The sequence below is a fragment of the Methylobacterium planeticum genome (assembly GCF_008806345.1).
Classification (GTDB): domain Bacteria; phylum Pseudomonadota; class Alphaproteobacteria; order Rhizobiales; family Beijerinckiaceae; genus Methylobacterium; species Methylobacterium planeticum.
Genome location: NZ_VZZJ01000025.1, coordinates 17,782 through 33,397, shown reverse-complemented (window position 1 = coordinate 33,397; position 15,616 = coordinate 17,782). Strand labels below are relative to the sequence as shown.

Sequence of the window (15,616 nt, the reverse complement as noted above, 5' to 3'; positions counted from 1 at the left end):
CCGCTCCCGTCCGGGAGAGGTCGAGTCGGCGCCAGCCGACCGGGTGAGGGGTGCGACGCATCCGGACAGCGCGCCTCCCTCACCCCGGCCCGCTTCCGCGGGCAAACCTCTCCCGGCCGGGAGAGGGGGCCCGTCGCGCCACCCGCGCCACCACGGGACCGCGACTCACTCCGGACGGAGGCCCGCCCCACCTCTCCCGTCCGGGAGAGGTCGAGTGCGCGGCACGCGCACCGGGTGAGGGGTGCGACCTCTCCGGAGACATCGCACCCCAACCCTCTCCCGCCGGGGAGAGGGGGCCCGTCGAGCCCTGCATGAGGCCCCGAAAGATGCCCGTCGCCCTGGCGCTCTCCCCCCATCTCGACGATGCCGCCTTCTCCTGCGGCGGCACCCTGGCGGTGCTGGCCGAGGCCGGCTGGTCGGTGGTGATGGCCACAATCTTCACCAGCAGCGTGCGCGCCCCGACCGGGTTCGCGCTCGCCTGCCAGCTCGACAAGGACCTGCCCCCCGAGGCCGATTACATGGCCCTGCGCCGGGCCGAGGACGCGCAGGCCGCGCGGGTCCTCGGCATCGCGGCGCCCCGGCACCTGCCGTTCCGGGAGGCGCCGCATCGCGGCTACGGCGCCGCCCCCGCATTGTTTGCCGCGACGCGCCCCGACGACGGCGTCGTGGCCGACCTGATCCCGGCCTTCGCCGACCTCCTCGGCGAGACCCGGCCCGACCTCGTCCTGGCGCCGCAGGCGGTGGGCGGCCATGTCGACCACGTGCAGGTGGTGCGGGCCCTGCGGGCGCTGGCCCCGGCCCAGCCGGTCCTGTGGTGGCGCGACTTCCCCTACACGGTGCGCAGCCCCGACCCCCGGGAGCCCCTGCGCGACCTCGTGGCGGACCTGCCGGGCTGGACGGTGCGGTTCGGCGCCGGGGCCCGGGCGCGCAAGGAGGCGGCCTGCGCGGCCTACGCCACGCAGATCGGCTTCCAGTTCGGCGGGCGCGACGGGCTGGCGCGCCGCCTCGCGGAGGAGGGCGGGGTCGAGTGCTTCCGCCGGGCGGGCCCGCTGCCCGCGGGCTGTCCGGGCGATGGCGCCTGAGCCGTCAGCCCCGAAGAGCCTCGCCGACCCGGCCGTCCTGGCGGCCCGGCGGGCCGCGGTCGAGGCCCCGCACCTCGCGCCCCTGCGGGCTCTCGCCCGCGCCATCGCGGCGGAGCGGGGGGCCCCGGTCCCCGACCCCGACCCCCTCGACGGCGGCGTCGGCGCCCGGATGCTGCTCCTCCTCGAGACCCCGGGCCCGGCGATCGTCAAGACCGGCTTCGTCTCCCGCGACAACGCCACCGGCACCGCCGCGAACCTGTTCCGCTTCCTCGCCGAGGCGGAGATCGCCCGCCGGGATACGCTGATCTGGAACACGATCCCGTGGGTGATCCACCCCGAGGGCGCCCTCAACCGGGCGCCCCGCCGCTCCGAGATGACGGCGGCGGGCCCCTATCTCGCACCGCTCCTCGCCTGCCTGCCCGCCCTCGCGGTGGCGGTCCTGTCCGGCCGCTTCGCCGCCGGCGCCCGCCCGGCGCTCGCGGCCCTGCGCCCCGGCCTCCCCATCGTCGAGATCCCGCATCCGAGCCCGACCTACGTCTGCACCTCCCCCCAGGTCGGCACCCGCATCCGCACCGGCCTCGCCGAGGCGTCGGCTCTCCTGCGGGGGGCGCCGGGTGGGGCGCGTGCGTCCGAGGCGGAACCCAGTGCGTGACGCCGACGGGCGGCGTGCGTCGCCGCACCTGTCCGGGAGGGGGTCCGACGCGCTCCCCGCGCCGGCCCCGAGATCCACCGCCTTGTCCCTGGCTCGCAGCCGGCGCGTCTGAACGACGATGTGGCGCGGACGGCGGTGCGCCCCACCTCTCCCGTCCGGGAGAGGTCGAGTCGGCGCCAGCCGACCGGGTGAGGGGTGCGACCTTTCCGGACAACGCGCATCCCTCACCCCGGCCCGCTCCGCGGGCAAACCTCTCCCGCACGGGAGAGGGGGCGCGACGACGGGACCGCCGCGGCGAGCCGCACGCGAGCCCGAGCAGGGGGGGCAGATCGTCGCCCCGGGGCAGCAGGCTGGTGCCGGACAGCTTTGCGCGAGGCCGGCTGACCCGCACCATCCTCTGGTATCCCAAGGGCATCGCTGGCCTTATGCGGCGTAAGTCCCTAAATGCCTCGCCGACGGGCCGCGATCCGGCATGGGCTCGGAATCAGTCGCGCCGCCCTTCGGGCCGAGCGCGACAACCGGCGGAGGCGGACGCCGATCGATATGAATTTTGCGGGACATGAGCAGAAGGCGCTCGATGCGGCCGAGGCCCTGGAGGCCGATCGGACGGCCGAGGCCGCCGGCGTGCCCGAGGTTGCGCGCAAGCACAGCTTCAAGGGCCGCTATGCCTGGATCGGCACGGCGGCCAGCATCGTGCTGTTCGCGGTCTCCCTCGGCGTCCTGTGGAAGCTCGTCCAGACCGTCACCTGGGCCGAGCTCCACGCCGCCTTCACGGACGCGGCCGGAACCCAGCTCGGCCTCGCCTTCCTGTTCGTCCTCGTCAGCTACCTGTTCCTGACCGGGTACGATGCCCTGGCGCTGCGCCAGCTCAAGCTGAAGGTGCCCTACCGGACCACCGCGCTCGCCTCCTTCACGAGCTACGCGGTGAGCTTCACCCTCGGCTTCCCGCTCCTGACGGCGGGCACGATCCGGTACTGGATCTACTCGGACAAGGGCCTGTCGCCGGCCAAGATCGCGGCCCTGACGGTGATCGCCGGCTTCACCTTCTGGCTCGGCATGGGGGTGGTGCTCGGGCTGAGCCTGATCGTGGAGGCGGGGCAGCTCGCGGGGCTGACCTTCACGTCGATCCGCCTGAACCAGGGGGCGGGGCTCGCCGCGCTGCTCGCGGTGCTCGGCTACCTCGCCTGGGTCTCCCTGAAGCGGCGCAGCGTGAAGGTGAAGGGCTGGCGCCTCGAGCTGCCCGGCGCCTCCGTCTCCTTCAGCCAGATGATCGTCGGCATCGGGGACGTCTGCGCGGCGGCGGCCGTGCTCTACGTGCTGCTGCCGCAGGGGCTGACCATCGGCTTCACCACCTTCCTGGCCGTCTACGTGCTGGCGGCGATGCTGGGCATCGCCTCGAACGCGCCCGGCGGCCTCGGGGTGTTCGAGGCGACGATCCTGCTGGCGCTCTCCAGCCTGCCGCGGGACCAGGTGCTCGGCTCGCTGCTGCTGTTCCGGGTCTGCTACTACCTCGTGCCCTTCGTGGCGGCGCTGGCGATGCTCGGCGCCTACGAGATCGCCAAGCGCGCGCGCCTCGCGCGCGCCGCACCGCCCGACGGGGCCTGACCGAAGGCCCGACGCGATGCTGCCGGATGCCCGCCGATCGGCCCTGGCCGGGGCGGCCCTCGCGGCCGCGACCCTGGCCCTCCTGGCGCTGATCCGCACCGGGTTCGACCTCGTCTTCCTCGCCGTCGCGCTCCTGACGATCCCGGTGGCCGGGCTCCTCGGGCGCGGCGGCGCCGGGCCCCCGCGGCCGAAGGCGGGCGTCGCCGGGCCCGACCGCCACGCGGTCGCGGAGGCGCTGCTGGCCAACATCCCCGACCCGGTCATCCTGATCGACCGGCGGGCCGTGGTGATCGAGGCCAACGCCGCCGCCCGGGCGCTGCTGCCGAGCCTGAAGCTGCGCCACCCGCTCTCCTTCGCCCTGCGGGCCCCCGATGTCCTCGACGGCATCGAGGAGGTGCTGCGCAGCGGCCAGCCCCTCAAGACCGCCTACGCCACCCGGGTCCCGACCGAGCGCGTCTTCGAGGTGCAGATCGGCGCCCTGCCGATGCCGGTGCCGGACGGGGGCCCGGCCCCGCCCGGAACCGGGCAGCCGAACGTCGTCCTGTACCTGCGCGACCTGACCTCGGCCCGGCGCCTCGAGACCATGCGGGTCGATTTCGTCGCCAATGCGAGCCACGAGCTGCGCACGCCGCTGGCCTCCCTCCTCGGCTTCATCGAGACCCTGCAGGGACCGGCCCGCAACGACGCCCCCGCCCGCGAGCGCTTCCTCGCGATCATGCTGAGCCAGGCCCAGCGCATGACCCGGCTCATCGACGATCTGCTCTCGCTCTCGCGGATCGAGCTGCGCGAGCACGTGGTGCCGACCCAGGTGGTCGATCTCGGCCAGATCGCCCGCCAGATGGTGGACACCCAGGCCGCGCTCGCCACCGAGCGCGGCGTCGCGATCGGGCTCGAGGCGCAGGACGGCGCCTTCCCGGTCCTCGGCGAGCGGGACGAGCTGATGCGCGTCGTCGAGAACCTCGTGGAGAACGCCGTGAAGTACGGCGGCGGCACCGTCCGGGTCGGGCTCGCCCGCATCGCCGAGGGCCCGCGCGGGGCGGCGCAGATCGAGCTCACCGTGCAGGATGACGGGCGGGGCATCGCGCCCGAGCACATCCCGCGCCTGACCGAGCGCTTCTACCGGGTCGACGTGGCCTCGAGCCGCCAGCAGGGCGGCACCGGCCTCGGCCTCGCCATCGTCAAGCACACCCTCAACCGCCACCGCGGGCGGCTCGCGATCGAGAGCGTCGTCGACGGGGGCACGACCGTGCGGGTGACTCTGCCGGCGCACGAGGGCGCTTCGCGCTAGGGCCGGCCGGCGCGATCCCCGATCCCCGATCCCCGATCCTTCGGGGTCTTGACCTTCCCATCATGGGAAGCCCCACATGGGTGGGCATGGATACCGCCGCCGACCCGTCCCGCCCCGCCGCGCCCGCCGGCGCCCCTCCCGGCCGCCGCCTGAGCGTCCCCGTCACCGGCCTGTCCTGCGTCTCCTGCGTCGGGCGCGTCGAGCGGGCCCTCGCGGCCGTGCCGGGCGCCCGCGACGTCTCCGTCAACCTCGCCACCGGCCGGGCCGGGCTCAGCCTGTCCGGGACCGGCCCGGCCGCGATCCGCGCGGCGGTGGAGGAGGCCGGCTACGCGATCCCCGAGACCACCACGCGGCTGCGCCTCGAGGGCCTGTCCTGCGCCGCCTGCGTCGCCCGGGTGGAGCGGGCGCTCGCCGCCGTGCCGGGGGTGGGGGGCGCCGTCGTGAACCTCGCGGCCGGCACCGCGCAGGTGCGCCACCCCGAGGGGCTCGTCGCGCCGGACGACCTCTCCGCGGCGGTGCGGGCGGCGGGCTACGCGGCCCGGGTCGAGGCCGAGGCGAGCCCGGCCGACGCCGAGGCCCGGCAGGCCGCCGAGGCGGGGGATCTCCGGCGCGACGTCCTGACGGCCGCGCTCCTGTCCCTGCCGATCGTCGTCCTCGACATGGGCGGCCACCTCGTCCCCGCCCTGCACCACGGGGTGCCGGGGGGTGCCGCGATCGAGGCCGCGCTCGCGAGCCTCGTCCTCGCCGGCCCGGGGCGGCGCTTCTTCGCGCGCGGGATCCCGGGCCTGCTGCGGGGCCATCCGGACATGAACGCCCTCGTGGCGCTCGGCGCCGGGGCGGCCTACCTCTACTCCCTCGCGGCGGCCTTCGCCCCCGGCCTGCTGCCGGCGGGCAGCGCGCATCTCTACTTCGAGGCGAGCGTCCTCATCGTCACCCTGATCCTGCTCGGCCGGACCCTGGAGGCCCGGGCCAGGGGCCGGACCGGCGCGGCCATCGCCCGCCTCCTCGACCTCGCCCCGAAGATGGCCCGGGTGGTGCGGGACGGGGCCGAGCGCGCGGTGCCGGTGGCCGCCCTCGCGGTCGGCGACGTGGTGCGGGTGCGCCCCGGCGAGCGGATCGCGGCGGACGGCACCGTGGTGGCGGGTGGAAGTTACGTCGACGAGAGCATGGTCACGGGCGAGCCCGCCCCGGTCGCGAAGCGCCCGGGCGACGCCACCGTGGGCGGCACCCTGAACGGGCAGGGCAGCCTGGACCTGCGGGTCGGCTCGGTCGGCCCCGACACGGTGCTGTCCCAGATCGTCCGCATGGTCGAGGCGGCGCAGGGCGCCAAGCTCCCGATCCAGGCGCTGGTCGACCGGGTCACCGGCCGCTTCGTGCCCGCCGTGATCGGGCTCGCCCTCGCGACCTTCCTGGCCTGGCTCGCCCTCGCGCCCGCCCCCGCCCTCGGCCACGCCCTCGTCAACGCCATCGCGGTGCTGATCATCGCCTGCCCCTGCGCCATGGGCCTCGCCACGCCGACCTCGATCATGGTCGGCACCGGCCGGGCGGCCGAGCGCGGCGTGCTGTTCCGCGACGGCGCCGCCCTGCAGGCGCTGCGGGACGTGCGGGTCGTCGCCCTCGACAAGACCGGCACCCTGACGGAGGGCCGGCCCGCCCTGACCGACCTCGTCGCGGCGCCGGGCTTCGCGGAGGCGGAGGTTCTCGCCGCCGTCGCCGCCCTGGAGAGCCGGTCCGAGCACCCGGTCGCGGGGGCCGTCGTGGCGGCGGCGCGGGCGCGCGGCCTCGCGCTGTCCGAGCCGGAGGGCTTCGCGGCCCTCACGGGCCACGGCGTCGAGGGCCGCGTCGCCGGCCGCAGCGTCGCGGTCGGTTCGCGGCGCCACATGGAGCGCCTCGGCATCGCCACCGACAGCCTCGCGGCGGAGGCGGGGCGCCTGGGCGGGGCCGGCCGCAGCCCCCTCTACGCCGTCCTCGACGGGCGCCTCGCCGCGCTCCTGGCGGTGGCGGACCCGGTCAAGCCCGGCGCCGCCGCGGCGGTGGCGGCCCTGCGGGCGCAGGGCCTCGTCGTCGCGATGGTGACGGGGGACGACCGCCGCACCGCCGAGGGGGTGGCGCGGGCCCTCGGCATCGCGGAGGTCGCGGCGGAACTCCTGCCCGGCGGCAAGGTCGAGGCGGTGCGGCGCCTGCGCGCCGCCCACGGCCCGGTGGCCTTCGTGGGCGATGGCATCAACGACGCGCCGGCGCTCGCCGAGGCGGAGGTCGGCCTCGCCATCGGCACCGGCACCGACATCGCGGTCGAGAGCGCCGACGTGGTGCTGATGTCGGGCGATCCCGGCGCCCTCGTCACGGCCTTCGCCCTGTCCCGGGCGGTGATGCGCAACATCCGCCAGAACCTGTTCTGGGCCTTCGCCTACAACGTCGCGCTGATCCCGGTGGCGGCGGGCGTGCTGACGCTCTTCGGCGGCCCGCCGCTCTCGCCGGTCCTCGCCGCCGGCGCCATGGCCTTGTCGAGCGTCTTCGTGGTCGGCAACGCCCTCCGGCTGCGCCGGGCGGGGGCGCCGCGCGCGGCCCGGCCGGCCCCCGGCCCCGCCCTCGTGGGGAGGCCCGCGTGAGCGCCGGCCTCCCGGTCACGATCGGCGAGGCGGCGCGCCTGACCGGCGTCTCGGCCAAGATGATCCGATACTACGAGGAGATCGGCCTGCTGCCCCCGGCCGCGCGGACCGGGGCCGGCTACCGGCATTACGCCGAATCCGACCTGCACAGCCTGCGCTTCATCCGCCGCGCCCGCGACCTCGGCTTCCCCGTGGAGGCGATCGGCGAGCTCCTGGCCCTCTGGCGCGACCGCGACCGGGCGAGCGCGGGGGTCAAGGCGATCGCCCTCGACCACGTCGCCGCCCTCGAGCGCCGCATCGCCGAATTGCAGGGCATGACCCGCACGCTCCGCAATCTCGCGGAGCATTGCTGCGGCGATGCCCGTCCCGATTGCCCGATCCTCGACGACCTCGCCACCGCCGCCCCGCGGGCGGGCGGGGGAGCGCCGCCGGGCAGCGACCAGGCCATGCGCGCCATGCAGGGGAGCGGGCGCGATAAGCGCGGCCGTTGACCCCGCTCCTGGCCTCCTGTTTGCTCGGCCGGGGCCGAGCCTGCCGTTCCGCCCCTGCCGCGAGCCCGATCCATGCCCGTCATCGACCGCATCGCCGCCGCCGCGGATGAGATCGCCGCGTGGCGGCACGATCTCCATGCCCACCCGGAACTGCTCTACGACGTTGAGCGCACGGCGGGGTTCGTGGCGGACAAGCTCCGGGATTTCGGCTGCGACGAGGTCGCCACCGGCATCGGCCGGACCGGCGTGGTCGGGCTGATCCGCGGGCGCGGGCACGCCTCCAACCGGGCGATCGGCCTGCGCGCCGACATGGACGCGCTGCCGATCCAGGAGGTGCGGGACCTGCCCTACCGCTCGACGGTGCCGGGGAAGATGCACGCCTGCGGGCATGACGGGCACACCGCGATGCTGCTCGGCGCCGCCAAGTATCTCGCCGAGACCCGCAACTTCGACGGCACCGCCGTGATGATCTTCCAGCCCGCGGAGGAGGGCGGCGGCGGCGGCGAGGCGATGGTCAAGGACGGGCTGATGGAGCGCTTCGGCGTCGAGAGCGTCTACGGCCTGCACAACATCCCGGGGATGCCGCTGGGCCGCTTCGCGATCCGCCCCGGCCCGATCATGGCCTCGACCGACCGCTTCACCATCACGATCCGGGGCCGGGGCGGCCACGCGGCGATCCCCCAGCTGGCGGTGGACAGCGTGCTGGTGGCGAGCCACGTCATCGTGGCGCTCCAGACGATCGTCGCCCGCTCGGTCGATCCGCTGCAATCGGCGGTGGTCTCGGTCTGCGCCCTGGAGGCCGGCGAGGCCTTCAACGTCCTGCCCGACAGCGTCACCCTGCGGGGCACGATGCGGGCCCTGTCGCAGGCGGTGCGGGACGCCATGCGGACGCGCATCGACGCCATCGTGGGCCACGTCGCCGCCGGCTTCGGGGCGAGCGGCACGATCGATTACAGCGGCAGCTACCCGGTGACCGAGAACCATCCGGCGGAGGCCGCCTTCATGGCCGACGTGGCGGCGGGCATCGTCGGGGAGACGCAGGTCGACCGGGACGTCGCGCCCCTGATGGCGGCGGAGGATTTCTCCTACATGCTGGCCCACCGGCCGGGCGCCTACATCTTCATGGGCAACGGCGACAGCGCCGGCCTGCACCACCCGGACTACGATTTCAACGACGCGGCCGCTCCCTACGGCGCCTCGCTCTGGGCCCGCCTGATCGAGGCCGGACTTCCCGTCGGCGGCTAGCGGCGCCTCAGGCGCCGGCCTCGCCGATGATCTTCTGGAAGCAGACCGTGCGGGTGTCGCGGTAGCCCCGGTGCTCGTAGAAGTGCCGGACCGCCGCGTTGTCCGCGCGCACGAGGAGCTGGACCTTCCAGACGCCGCGGCCCCGCAGCCAGGTCTCCGCGGCCTCCATCATGGCCCCGCCGAGCCCGCCGCCCTGGCATTCCGGGTCGACGGCCAGGTAGTAGACCCAGCCCCGGTGCCCGTCCTCCCCCACCATGGCGGTGGCGACGATCCGGTCGCCCCGTGCGGCGACGAGCACACGGGCGTGCGGGCTCCGCCGCGCGAAGGCGAGGTCCGTCTCCGGGTCGTTCCAGGGCCGCGACACCCCGGCCGCGTGCCAGAGCGCCACCACCGCGGCGGCCTCCCCGTCGCGCATCGGGCGGATCACCGCATCGTCCATCGGGGGCCGTCCAGGTCCGTGCGAGGGGAGGGGCCCGGCCCGCGGGCGGAGGCGCCGGGGCCGTTTCGTCCGAACCTCATCCGCCGGCCGGGGGCTCGCGCCGCCCGCCGCCGTAGCGGTCCTTCAGGAGGGCGTAGACGAGGCGCGCGGTCTGGACCTCGCCGCCCTCGGGGCGGCCGGGCTTCGCCGAGGGGTTCCAGCCGTAGAGGTCGAAATGGACATGCGCCCGGGTCTGCGGCGCGAAGCGGCGCAGGAACAGGGCCGCCGTGATGGCCCCCGCGAAGGGGCCGCCCGCGACGTTGTTGAGATCCGCGACCCGGGACTCGAGGAGGCTCGCGTAGGGGGCGTGGAGCGGCATGCGCCAGACCGGATCGATGGCGGAGCGCCCGGCCGCCGCGACCTCGCCCGCCAGCGCCTCGTCCTCGGTGAAGAAGGCCGGCAGATCCGGCCCGAGCGCGACCCGGGCGGCGCCCGTGAGCGTCGCGAAGTCGATGAGCAGGTCGGGCCTGGCGGCATCCGCGAGCGCCAGGGCGTCGGCCAGGATCAGGCGGCCCTCCGCGTCGGTGTTGCCGATCTCGACGCTGAGGCCGGCGCGGCTCGCCAGCACGTCGCCGGGGCGGAAGGCGTTGCCCGAGACCGCGTTCTCGACGGCCGGGATCAGGACCCGCAGCCGCAGCCGCAGCCCGGCGCCCATCACCATCTCGGCGGCGGCGAGGGCCGCGGCGGCGCCGCCCATGTCCTTCTTCATCAGCAGCATGCCGGCGGACGGCTTGATGTCGAGGCCGCCCGTGTCGAAGGCGACGCCCTTGCCGACGAGGATCACGGTCGGCACGCCGTCCTCGGTCGCGTTCCCTGAAGCCGACGGCTCACGAGCCGCTTCCCTCGGGGCCCAGGTCAGATCGATCAGGCGCGGGGCCCGGGGCGAGGCGGCGCCGACCGCGTGGACCAGCGGAAAGTCGCGGGCGAGCGCCTCGCCCGAGACCACCGCGACGGCGGCGCCGTGACGCTCCGCGAGGGCACGGGCGGCGTCCTCGATCTCGGCGGGGCCGAGGTCGTTGGCCGGGGTGTTGACGAGGTCGCGGCCGAGGCCGACCGCGGCGGCGATCCGGCCGATCTCGGCGGCGTCGACGCCCTCCGGCGCCACGAGGCGCGGCCGATCCGGGCCGGCGGCCCGGTAGCGCCCGAAGCGGTAGCTGCCGAGAAGCCAGGCCAGGGCCGCCTCGGCGGGGTCGAGCCCCGCGCCCGCGAGCCGATAGCGACCCGGCGGCAGCAGGCCCGGGAGCTTGCCCGGCAGGAGCCGGTCGTAGGCGGCGCCCGCCGTGTCGCCGAGGCCGAACAGGACGGCCGCGAGGCGGCCGTCCTCGGCCGGGACGAGGGCGAGGCTCCCGGCCTTCGGGGAGAAGTCGACGGCCCCGCAATAGGCCGCCTGCGCCGCGGTGAGGGCGGCCTGCGCCCCCGGCCAGTCGGCGGTCCCGAGGCCGTGGACCGGGATGGCGTCGGTGCCGGCGGGCAGGAGGCCCGGATGCGACGGGGCGAGGGGAGAAGCGGTCATGCGCGGGATGCCGGATACGGAGGAGGCGAGGGTCACGATCCGTCCGCCCGCCGCCCCGGCCGTCTCGCGAGCGGCCCGTGCGGCGCAGGGCCGGGCGAGGCTGGGACGGGCGGCGTCGGGGCGGGCGAGCGGGTTCTTAACCCTGGGTTAGGGTTAACGCTCTATCACCGCCGGGTCGGACCCGTGAAGCGTGGGTCCACCTCCGGAGCGGAACATGATCACGGCGCGAGCGATGGCCACCGCGGGATCGGCGCGAGCCTCGGCCGGCGGATCCCGTGCCCTGCGACGCTCCCGGATCGGAGCCGCCACGCTCCTCGTCCTCGTCGCCGCGGGCTGCCAATCGCGCTCCCCCGAGACGACGGGCTCGATCGGCTCCAGCCCCTCGTCCGGCTCCTCCTCCGGGCTGACCTCCGGCCTGTCCTCGATGTTCGGCCTCGGCTCGGGCGGCGGCGACGCCCGCCGGATCAGCCGGCGCGACGTCGATGCGCTCGGGACGAAATACGCGGAATCGCCGAACGACCTCGGCATCGCGATGCGCTACGCGCAGGGCCTGCGGGCCACCGGGCAGCTCACCCAGGCCGTGGCGGTGCTGCAGCAGGCCGCCCTGCGCAACGCCCGCAACTCCGCGGTACTGGCCGCCTACGGCAAGGCGCTGGCGGAGGTCGGGCGGCTGCAGGAGGCCGCGGAGGTTCTGCAGAACGCCCACACCCCGGCCCAGCCGGATTGGCGCGTGCTCTCGGCGCAGGGGTCGGTCGCCGACCAGCTCGGCGACCACGCCCGGGCCCAGGGCTTCTACGACGCGGCCTTGAAGATCCGGCCGAACGAGCCGGCCGTGCTGTCCAATCTCGGCCTCTCCTACGCGCTCGCCCGCCAGCTCGATCCGGCCGAGGCCACCCTGCGGCTCGCCGCCGGGCAGCCCGGCGCCGATGCCCGGGTGCACCAGAACCTTGCCCTCGTGCTCGGCCTCAAGGGCAACTTCGCCGAGGCCGAGGCGATCCTGCGCCGGGTGCTTCCGCCCGAAGAGGCCAGCGCCAACGCGGCCGCCCTGCGGGCCTTCGTCGCCCAGAAGGCCGGACAGAGCGCCGACAGGTCGCCCCGCAGGCCGGCTCCGCGGGGCTGAGCACGGGGCCGATCGCGGGGGCGCGAGGCGGCCCGCGCCGGGAACCGTCCGGCCCGCCCCGGCGCTTCCGCCTCGCCGCGTCTCAGCGGGCGATCTGGATGATGGCCGGGGTCAGGATCGCGACGAACAGCACCGGCAGGAAGAACAGGATCATCGGGACGGTGAGCTTCGGGGGCAGGGCCGCGGCCTTCTTCTCGGCCTCGTTCATGCGCTGGTCGCGGCTCTCCTGCGACAGCACCCGCAGGGCGGAGCCCACCGGCGTGCCGTAGCGCTCCGCCTGGATCAGCGCCGTCGTCACGGCCTTCACGGAATCGAGCCCGATCCGGTTAGCGAGGTTCTCGTAGGCCGACCGGCGGTCGGGCAGGTAGGACAGCTCCGCCGTCATCAGGGCGAGCTCCTCGGCGAGCACCACGGATTGCGCCGCGACCTCGGTGGAGACCCGCCGGAAGGCGTTCTCGACGGCCATCCCGGATTCGACGCAGATCAGGGTCAGGTCGAGGGCGTCGGGCCAGGCGAGGCGCACCTCGGCCTGGCGCTTCTTCGACTTGTTGATGAGGTAGAGCTCGGGCGCCTTGATGCCGAGATAGGTCGCCAGGATCACGAGGCCGAGGCGGATCATCACCGACTGGTCGAGGACCTCGAGCACGAAGAGGTAGAACACGGCGCCGACGGTCAGCGCCACCGGCATGATCAGGCGGAAGAACAGGAAGCCGGTCTCGGCGCCGGCGCCGCGGTAGCCCGCCATCATCAGCTGCTGCTTGGCGGCCTCGGTGCCGAGCCAGCGGGTGAGGTCGAACTGCTCGACGACCCGCTTCATGTAGGCCTTGGGCTCGACGCGCAGGCTCACTTTCTTGGCGAGGCGGTCGCGCTCGCGCCGGCGCATCGCCTCGCGCTCGTCGCTGACGAGCTTCATCCGCTGGGCGAGGCGGTCCGGCTCCATCAGTGGCTGCAGCACCGCGAAGGCCGTCGCCGCCACCGCGACGCCCGTGAGCGCCACGCCGAGGAAGCGGGGATCTATCAGCTTCTCGATCATCGTTCCGCACCAGGCTCCCGAATTCCGCCGTCCGCCTCGGCCGTCAGATGTCGAAGTTGATCATCTTCTTCATGGTGAAGACCCCGATCATCATCCAGATCGCGGAGCCGGCCAGCGCCATCCTGCCGATGTCGGTGGTCCAGAGCAGCGAGATGTAGTCGGGGCTCGACAGGTAGGTGATCGCCGTCACCACGAAGGGGAGGGCCGCGATGATGCCGCCCGAGGCCTTCGCCTCCATGCTCATCGCCTGGACCTTGCCGGCCATCTTCCGGCGCTCGCGCAGGATCCGCGACAGGTTGCCGAGCGCCTCCGACAGGTTGCCGCCCGACTGCGCCTGGATGTTGATGACGATGACGAAGAAGTTCACCTCCGGCACCGGCACCCGCTCGAACAGGCGCCCGACCGCCTCGTTGAGGGAGAGGCCCAGCGCCTGGGCCTCGACCACGTTCCTGAACTCGCTGCGCACCGGCTCCTCGGCCTCGCGCGAGACGATGCGGAAGCAATCGCCCACCGGGATGCCGGAGCGGATGCCGCGCACGATGACGTCGACGGCGTTCGGCAGCTCCTTGATGAACTTGGCGATGCGGCGCTTGCGCAGCCGGCCGAGGAGGTAGAGCGGCAGGCCGATCCCGCCCGAGAACAGCGCGCCGACGCCGGCCACCGGGTTCTCGGTGAGCGCGAAGATCACGAATCCCAGGGCCGCGCCGAGGAGTGCCGAGACCGCGTAGTAGGTCCGCGTCGACCAGTTCAGGCCCGCGCGGGTGATCTTCAGGTCGAGGGAGACCTTCTTGCCCTTGGCCTTGGCCTCGATCTCGTTGAGGGTCTTGGCCACCTGCTCGCGCCGGTTCACCGTGACGCCGCGGGCGGCGGAGGCCGAGACCGAGGCGCTCACCGCCTTGAGGCGCTGGGCGGCCCGGCGCTCGCCCGAGAGCAGCGGCAGCAGGACCGCGTAGGCCACGGCGCCCGCGGCCACGGCCGCGAGGCCGGCGGCGAGCGGAACGTTGAGGGCGCCCATCAGGCCTCGGCCCCGGTGAGGACGGCCGCAGCGTCGAGGGCGGCCGCGAGGGCGTTTTCCTCGCCGTAGTAGCGGGCGCGCTCCCAGAACCGCGGGCGGCCCACCCCCGTCGAGCGGTGGCGCCCGATGAGCTTGCCGTGCGCGTCCTCGCCGAGCACGTCGTAGAGCAGCAGGTCCTGCGTGGTGATGACGTCGCCCTCCATCCCGAGCACCTCGGTGACGTGGGTGATGCGGCGCGAGCCGTCGCGCAGGCGCGTCGCCTGGATGATGACGTCGATCGAGCCGCAGATCATCTCGCGCAGCGTCTTCGAGGGCAGCGTGAAGCCGCCCATCGTGATCATCGATTCGATCCGCGACAGGCACTCGCGCGGGGAGTTCGCGTGCAGCGTGCCCATCGAGCCGTCGTGGCCCGTGTTCATGGCCTGGAGCAGGTCGAAGGCCTCCGGGCCGCGCACCTCGCCGACGATGATGCGCTCGGGCCGCATGCGCAGGCAGTTCTTGACGAGGTCGCGCATGGTGACCTGGCCCTGGCCCTCCATGTTGGGCGGCCGCGTCTCCAGGCGGACCACGTGGGGCTGCTGCAGTTGCAGCTCCGCCGCGTCCTCGCAGGTGATGATGCGCTCGTCGTGCTCGATGAAGGCCGTGAGGCAGTTCAGCAGGGTGGTCTTGCCCGAGCCCGTGCCGCCCGAGATCACCACGTTGCAGCGGACCTTGCCGATGATCTTGAGGATCTCGGCGCCTTCCGGCGAGATCGCGCCGAAGCGCACGAGCTGGTCGAGGGTGAGCTTGTCCTTCTTGAACTTGCGGATCGTCAGCGCCGGGCCGTCGATGGCGAGCGGCGGCGCGATCACGTTGACGCGGGAGCCGTCGGGCAGGCGCGCGTCGCAGATCGGCGAGGCCTCGTCCACCCGCCGGCCGACCTGGCTGACGATGCGCTGGCAGATGTTCATCAATTGCTGGTTGTCGCGGAACCGCACATTGGTGAGCTGGATCTTGCCGTTCACCTCGATGAAGGCGCGGTTGGCGCCGTTCACCATCACGTCCGCGATGTCGTCGCGGGCGAGGAGGGGCTCGAGGGGGCCGTAGCCGAGGACGTCGTTGCAGATGTCGTCGAGGAGTTCCTCCTGCTCGGCGATCGACAGGACGATGTTCTTGAGGCCGATGATCTCCGAGACGATGTCGCGGATCTCCTCGCGCGCGGTGTCGCCGTCGAGGCGGGCGAGCTGCGCGAGGTCGATGGCCTCGATCAGGGCCCCGAAGATCATGCTCTTCGTGCGGTAGTAATCCTCGGAGCGCTGGGTCTCCTGGGCGATCGCTACGGGCTCGATCCGCCGCGGGGCGGCGCTCTCCTGCATCAGGACCGGAGCGGCTTTCGCCTGCGCCGCCGGCGCGGGGGCCGGGAGCGGCGAGGGGGCGGAGGCGGCCGACGCGCCGTGCCGTCTACCGAACATGGGGCTCATCCTCGGCTCTGCGGGCGGGGGCGGT

Annotated in this window: 13 protein-coding genes; 8 read left to right on the top strand and 5 right to left on the bottom strand. The window is 74.4% G+C overall.

Going from position 1 to position 15,616, the window contains the following annotated elements; genetic code table 11:
- Window positions 1-326: 326 nt before the first annotated feature.
- The 7 genes from F6X51_RS21795 (at window position 327) to F6X51_RS21765 (ending at window position 8,972) form a co-directional block, all read left to right on the top strand.
- A complete protein-coding gene (locus F6X51_RS21795) occupies window positions 327-1,082 on the top strand; it encodes a PIG-L deacetylase family protein (RefSeq protein ID WP_150965816.1) in 756 nt (251 codons plus the stop codon).
- On the top strand, window positions 1,072-1,734 hold the full coding sequence (locus tag F6X51_RS21790; RefSeq protein WP_150965784.1) for a uracil-DNA glycosylase: 663 nt from the start codon (window positions 1,072-1,074) through the stop codon (window positions 1,732-1,734). The genes F6X51_RS21795 and F6X51_RS21790 overlap by 11 nt, the downstream gene beginning before the upstream one ends.
- Window positions 1,735-2,277: 543 nt before the next feature.
- A complete protein-coding gene (locus F6X51_RS21785; protein WP_150965783.1) occupies window positions 2,278-3,339 on the top strand; it encodes a lysylphosphatidylglycerol synthase domain-containing protein in 1,062 nt (353 codons plus the stop codon).
- Between the two features lie 16 nt (window positions 3,340-3,355).
- Window positions 3,356-4,627, top strand: a complete 1,272-nt coding sequence (locus tag F6X51_RS21780) for an ATP-binding protein (protein ID WP_150965782.1) — start codon at window positions 3,356-3,358, stop codon at window positions 4,625-4,627.
- Between the two features lie 86 nt (window positions 4,628-4,713).
- Window positions 4,714-7,236, top strand: a complete 2,523-nt coding sequence (locus F6X51_RS21775; protein ID WP_150965815.1) for a heavy metal translocating P-type ATPase — start codon at window positions 4,714-4,716, stop codon at window positions 7,234-7,236.
- Window positions 7,237-7,295: 59 nt separating this feature from the next.
- Complete coding sequence (gene cueR, locus F6X51_RS21770; protein ID WP_246696945.1) at window positions 7,296-7,727, top strand: Cu(I)-responsive transcriptional regulator; 432 nt, start codon at window positions 7,296-7,298, stop codon at window positions 7,725-7,727.
- A gap of 72 nt (window positions 7,728-7,799) precedes the next feature.
- Entirely contained in the window at window positions 7,800-8,972 is a 1,173-nt protein-coding gene (locus F6X51_RS21765) for a M20 aminoacylase family protein (protein WP_150965780.1), read from the top strand.
- A gap of 7 nt (window positions 8,973-8,979) precedes the next feature.
- Here F6X51_RS21765 and F6X51_RS21760 read toward each other — a convergent pair whose 3' ends face one another.
- On the bottom strand, window positions 8,980-9,411 hold the full coding sequence (locus tag F6X51_RS21760; protein WP_150965779.1) for a GNAT family acetyltransferase: 432 nt from the start codon (window positions 9,409-9,411) through the stop codon (window positions 8,980-8,982).
- 76 nt (window positions 9,412-9,487) lie between these two features.
- On the bottom strand, window positions 9,488-10,963 hold the full coding sequence (locus F6X51_RS21755; RefSeq protein ID WP_150965778.1) for a leucyl aminopeptidase family protein: 1,476 nt from the start codon (window positions 10,961-10,963) through the stop codon (window positions 9,488-9,490).
- Between the two features lie 232 nt (window positions 10,964-11,195).
- Here F6X51_RS21755 and F6X51_RS21750 point away from each other — a divergent pair, with 232 nt between their 5' ends.
- Complete coding sequence (locus F6X51_RS21750; protein WP_150965814.1) at window positions 11,196-12,083, top strand: tetratricopeptide repeat protein; 888 nt, start codon at window positions 11,196-11,198, stop codon at window positions 12,081-12,083.
- 82 nt (window positions 12,084-12,165) lie between these two features.
- Here the strand turns inward: F6X51_RS21750 and F6X51_RS21745 are convergent, their stop codons facing one another.
- From F6X51_RS21745 to F6X51_RS21735, 3 genes are read right to left on the bottom strand one after another with little or no spacing between them, the layout of a single operon-like run.
- Window positions 12,166-13,116 carry a type II secretion system F family protein gene (locus tag F6X51_RS21745; RefSeq protein ID WP_150965777.1) on the bottom strand — a complete coding sequence of 317 codons (951 nt, stop codon included), beginning with the start codon at window positions 13,114-13,116 and terminating at the stop codon, window positions 12,166-12,168.
- Between the two features lie 43 nt (window positions 13,117-13,159).
- Complete coding sequence (locus tag F6X51_RS21740) at window positions 13,160-14,131, bottom strand: type II secretion system F family protein (protein ID WP_150965776.1); 972 nt, start codon at window positions 14,129-14,131, stop codon at window positions 13,160-13,162.
- Complete coding sequence (locus tag F6X51_RS21735; protein ID WP_150965775.1) at window positions 14,131-15,582, bottom strand: CpaF family protein; 1,452 nt, start codon at window positions 15,580-15,582, stop codon at window positions 14,131-14,133. Before F6X51_RS21735 ends, F6X51_RS21740 begins: the two co-directional genes overlap by 1 nt.
- Window positions 15,583-15,616 lie beyond the last annotated feature (34 nt).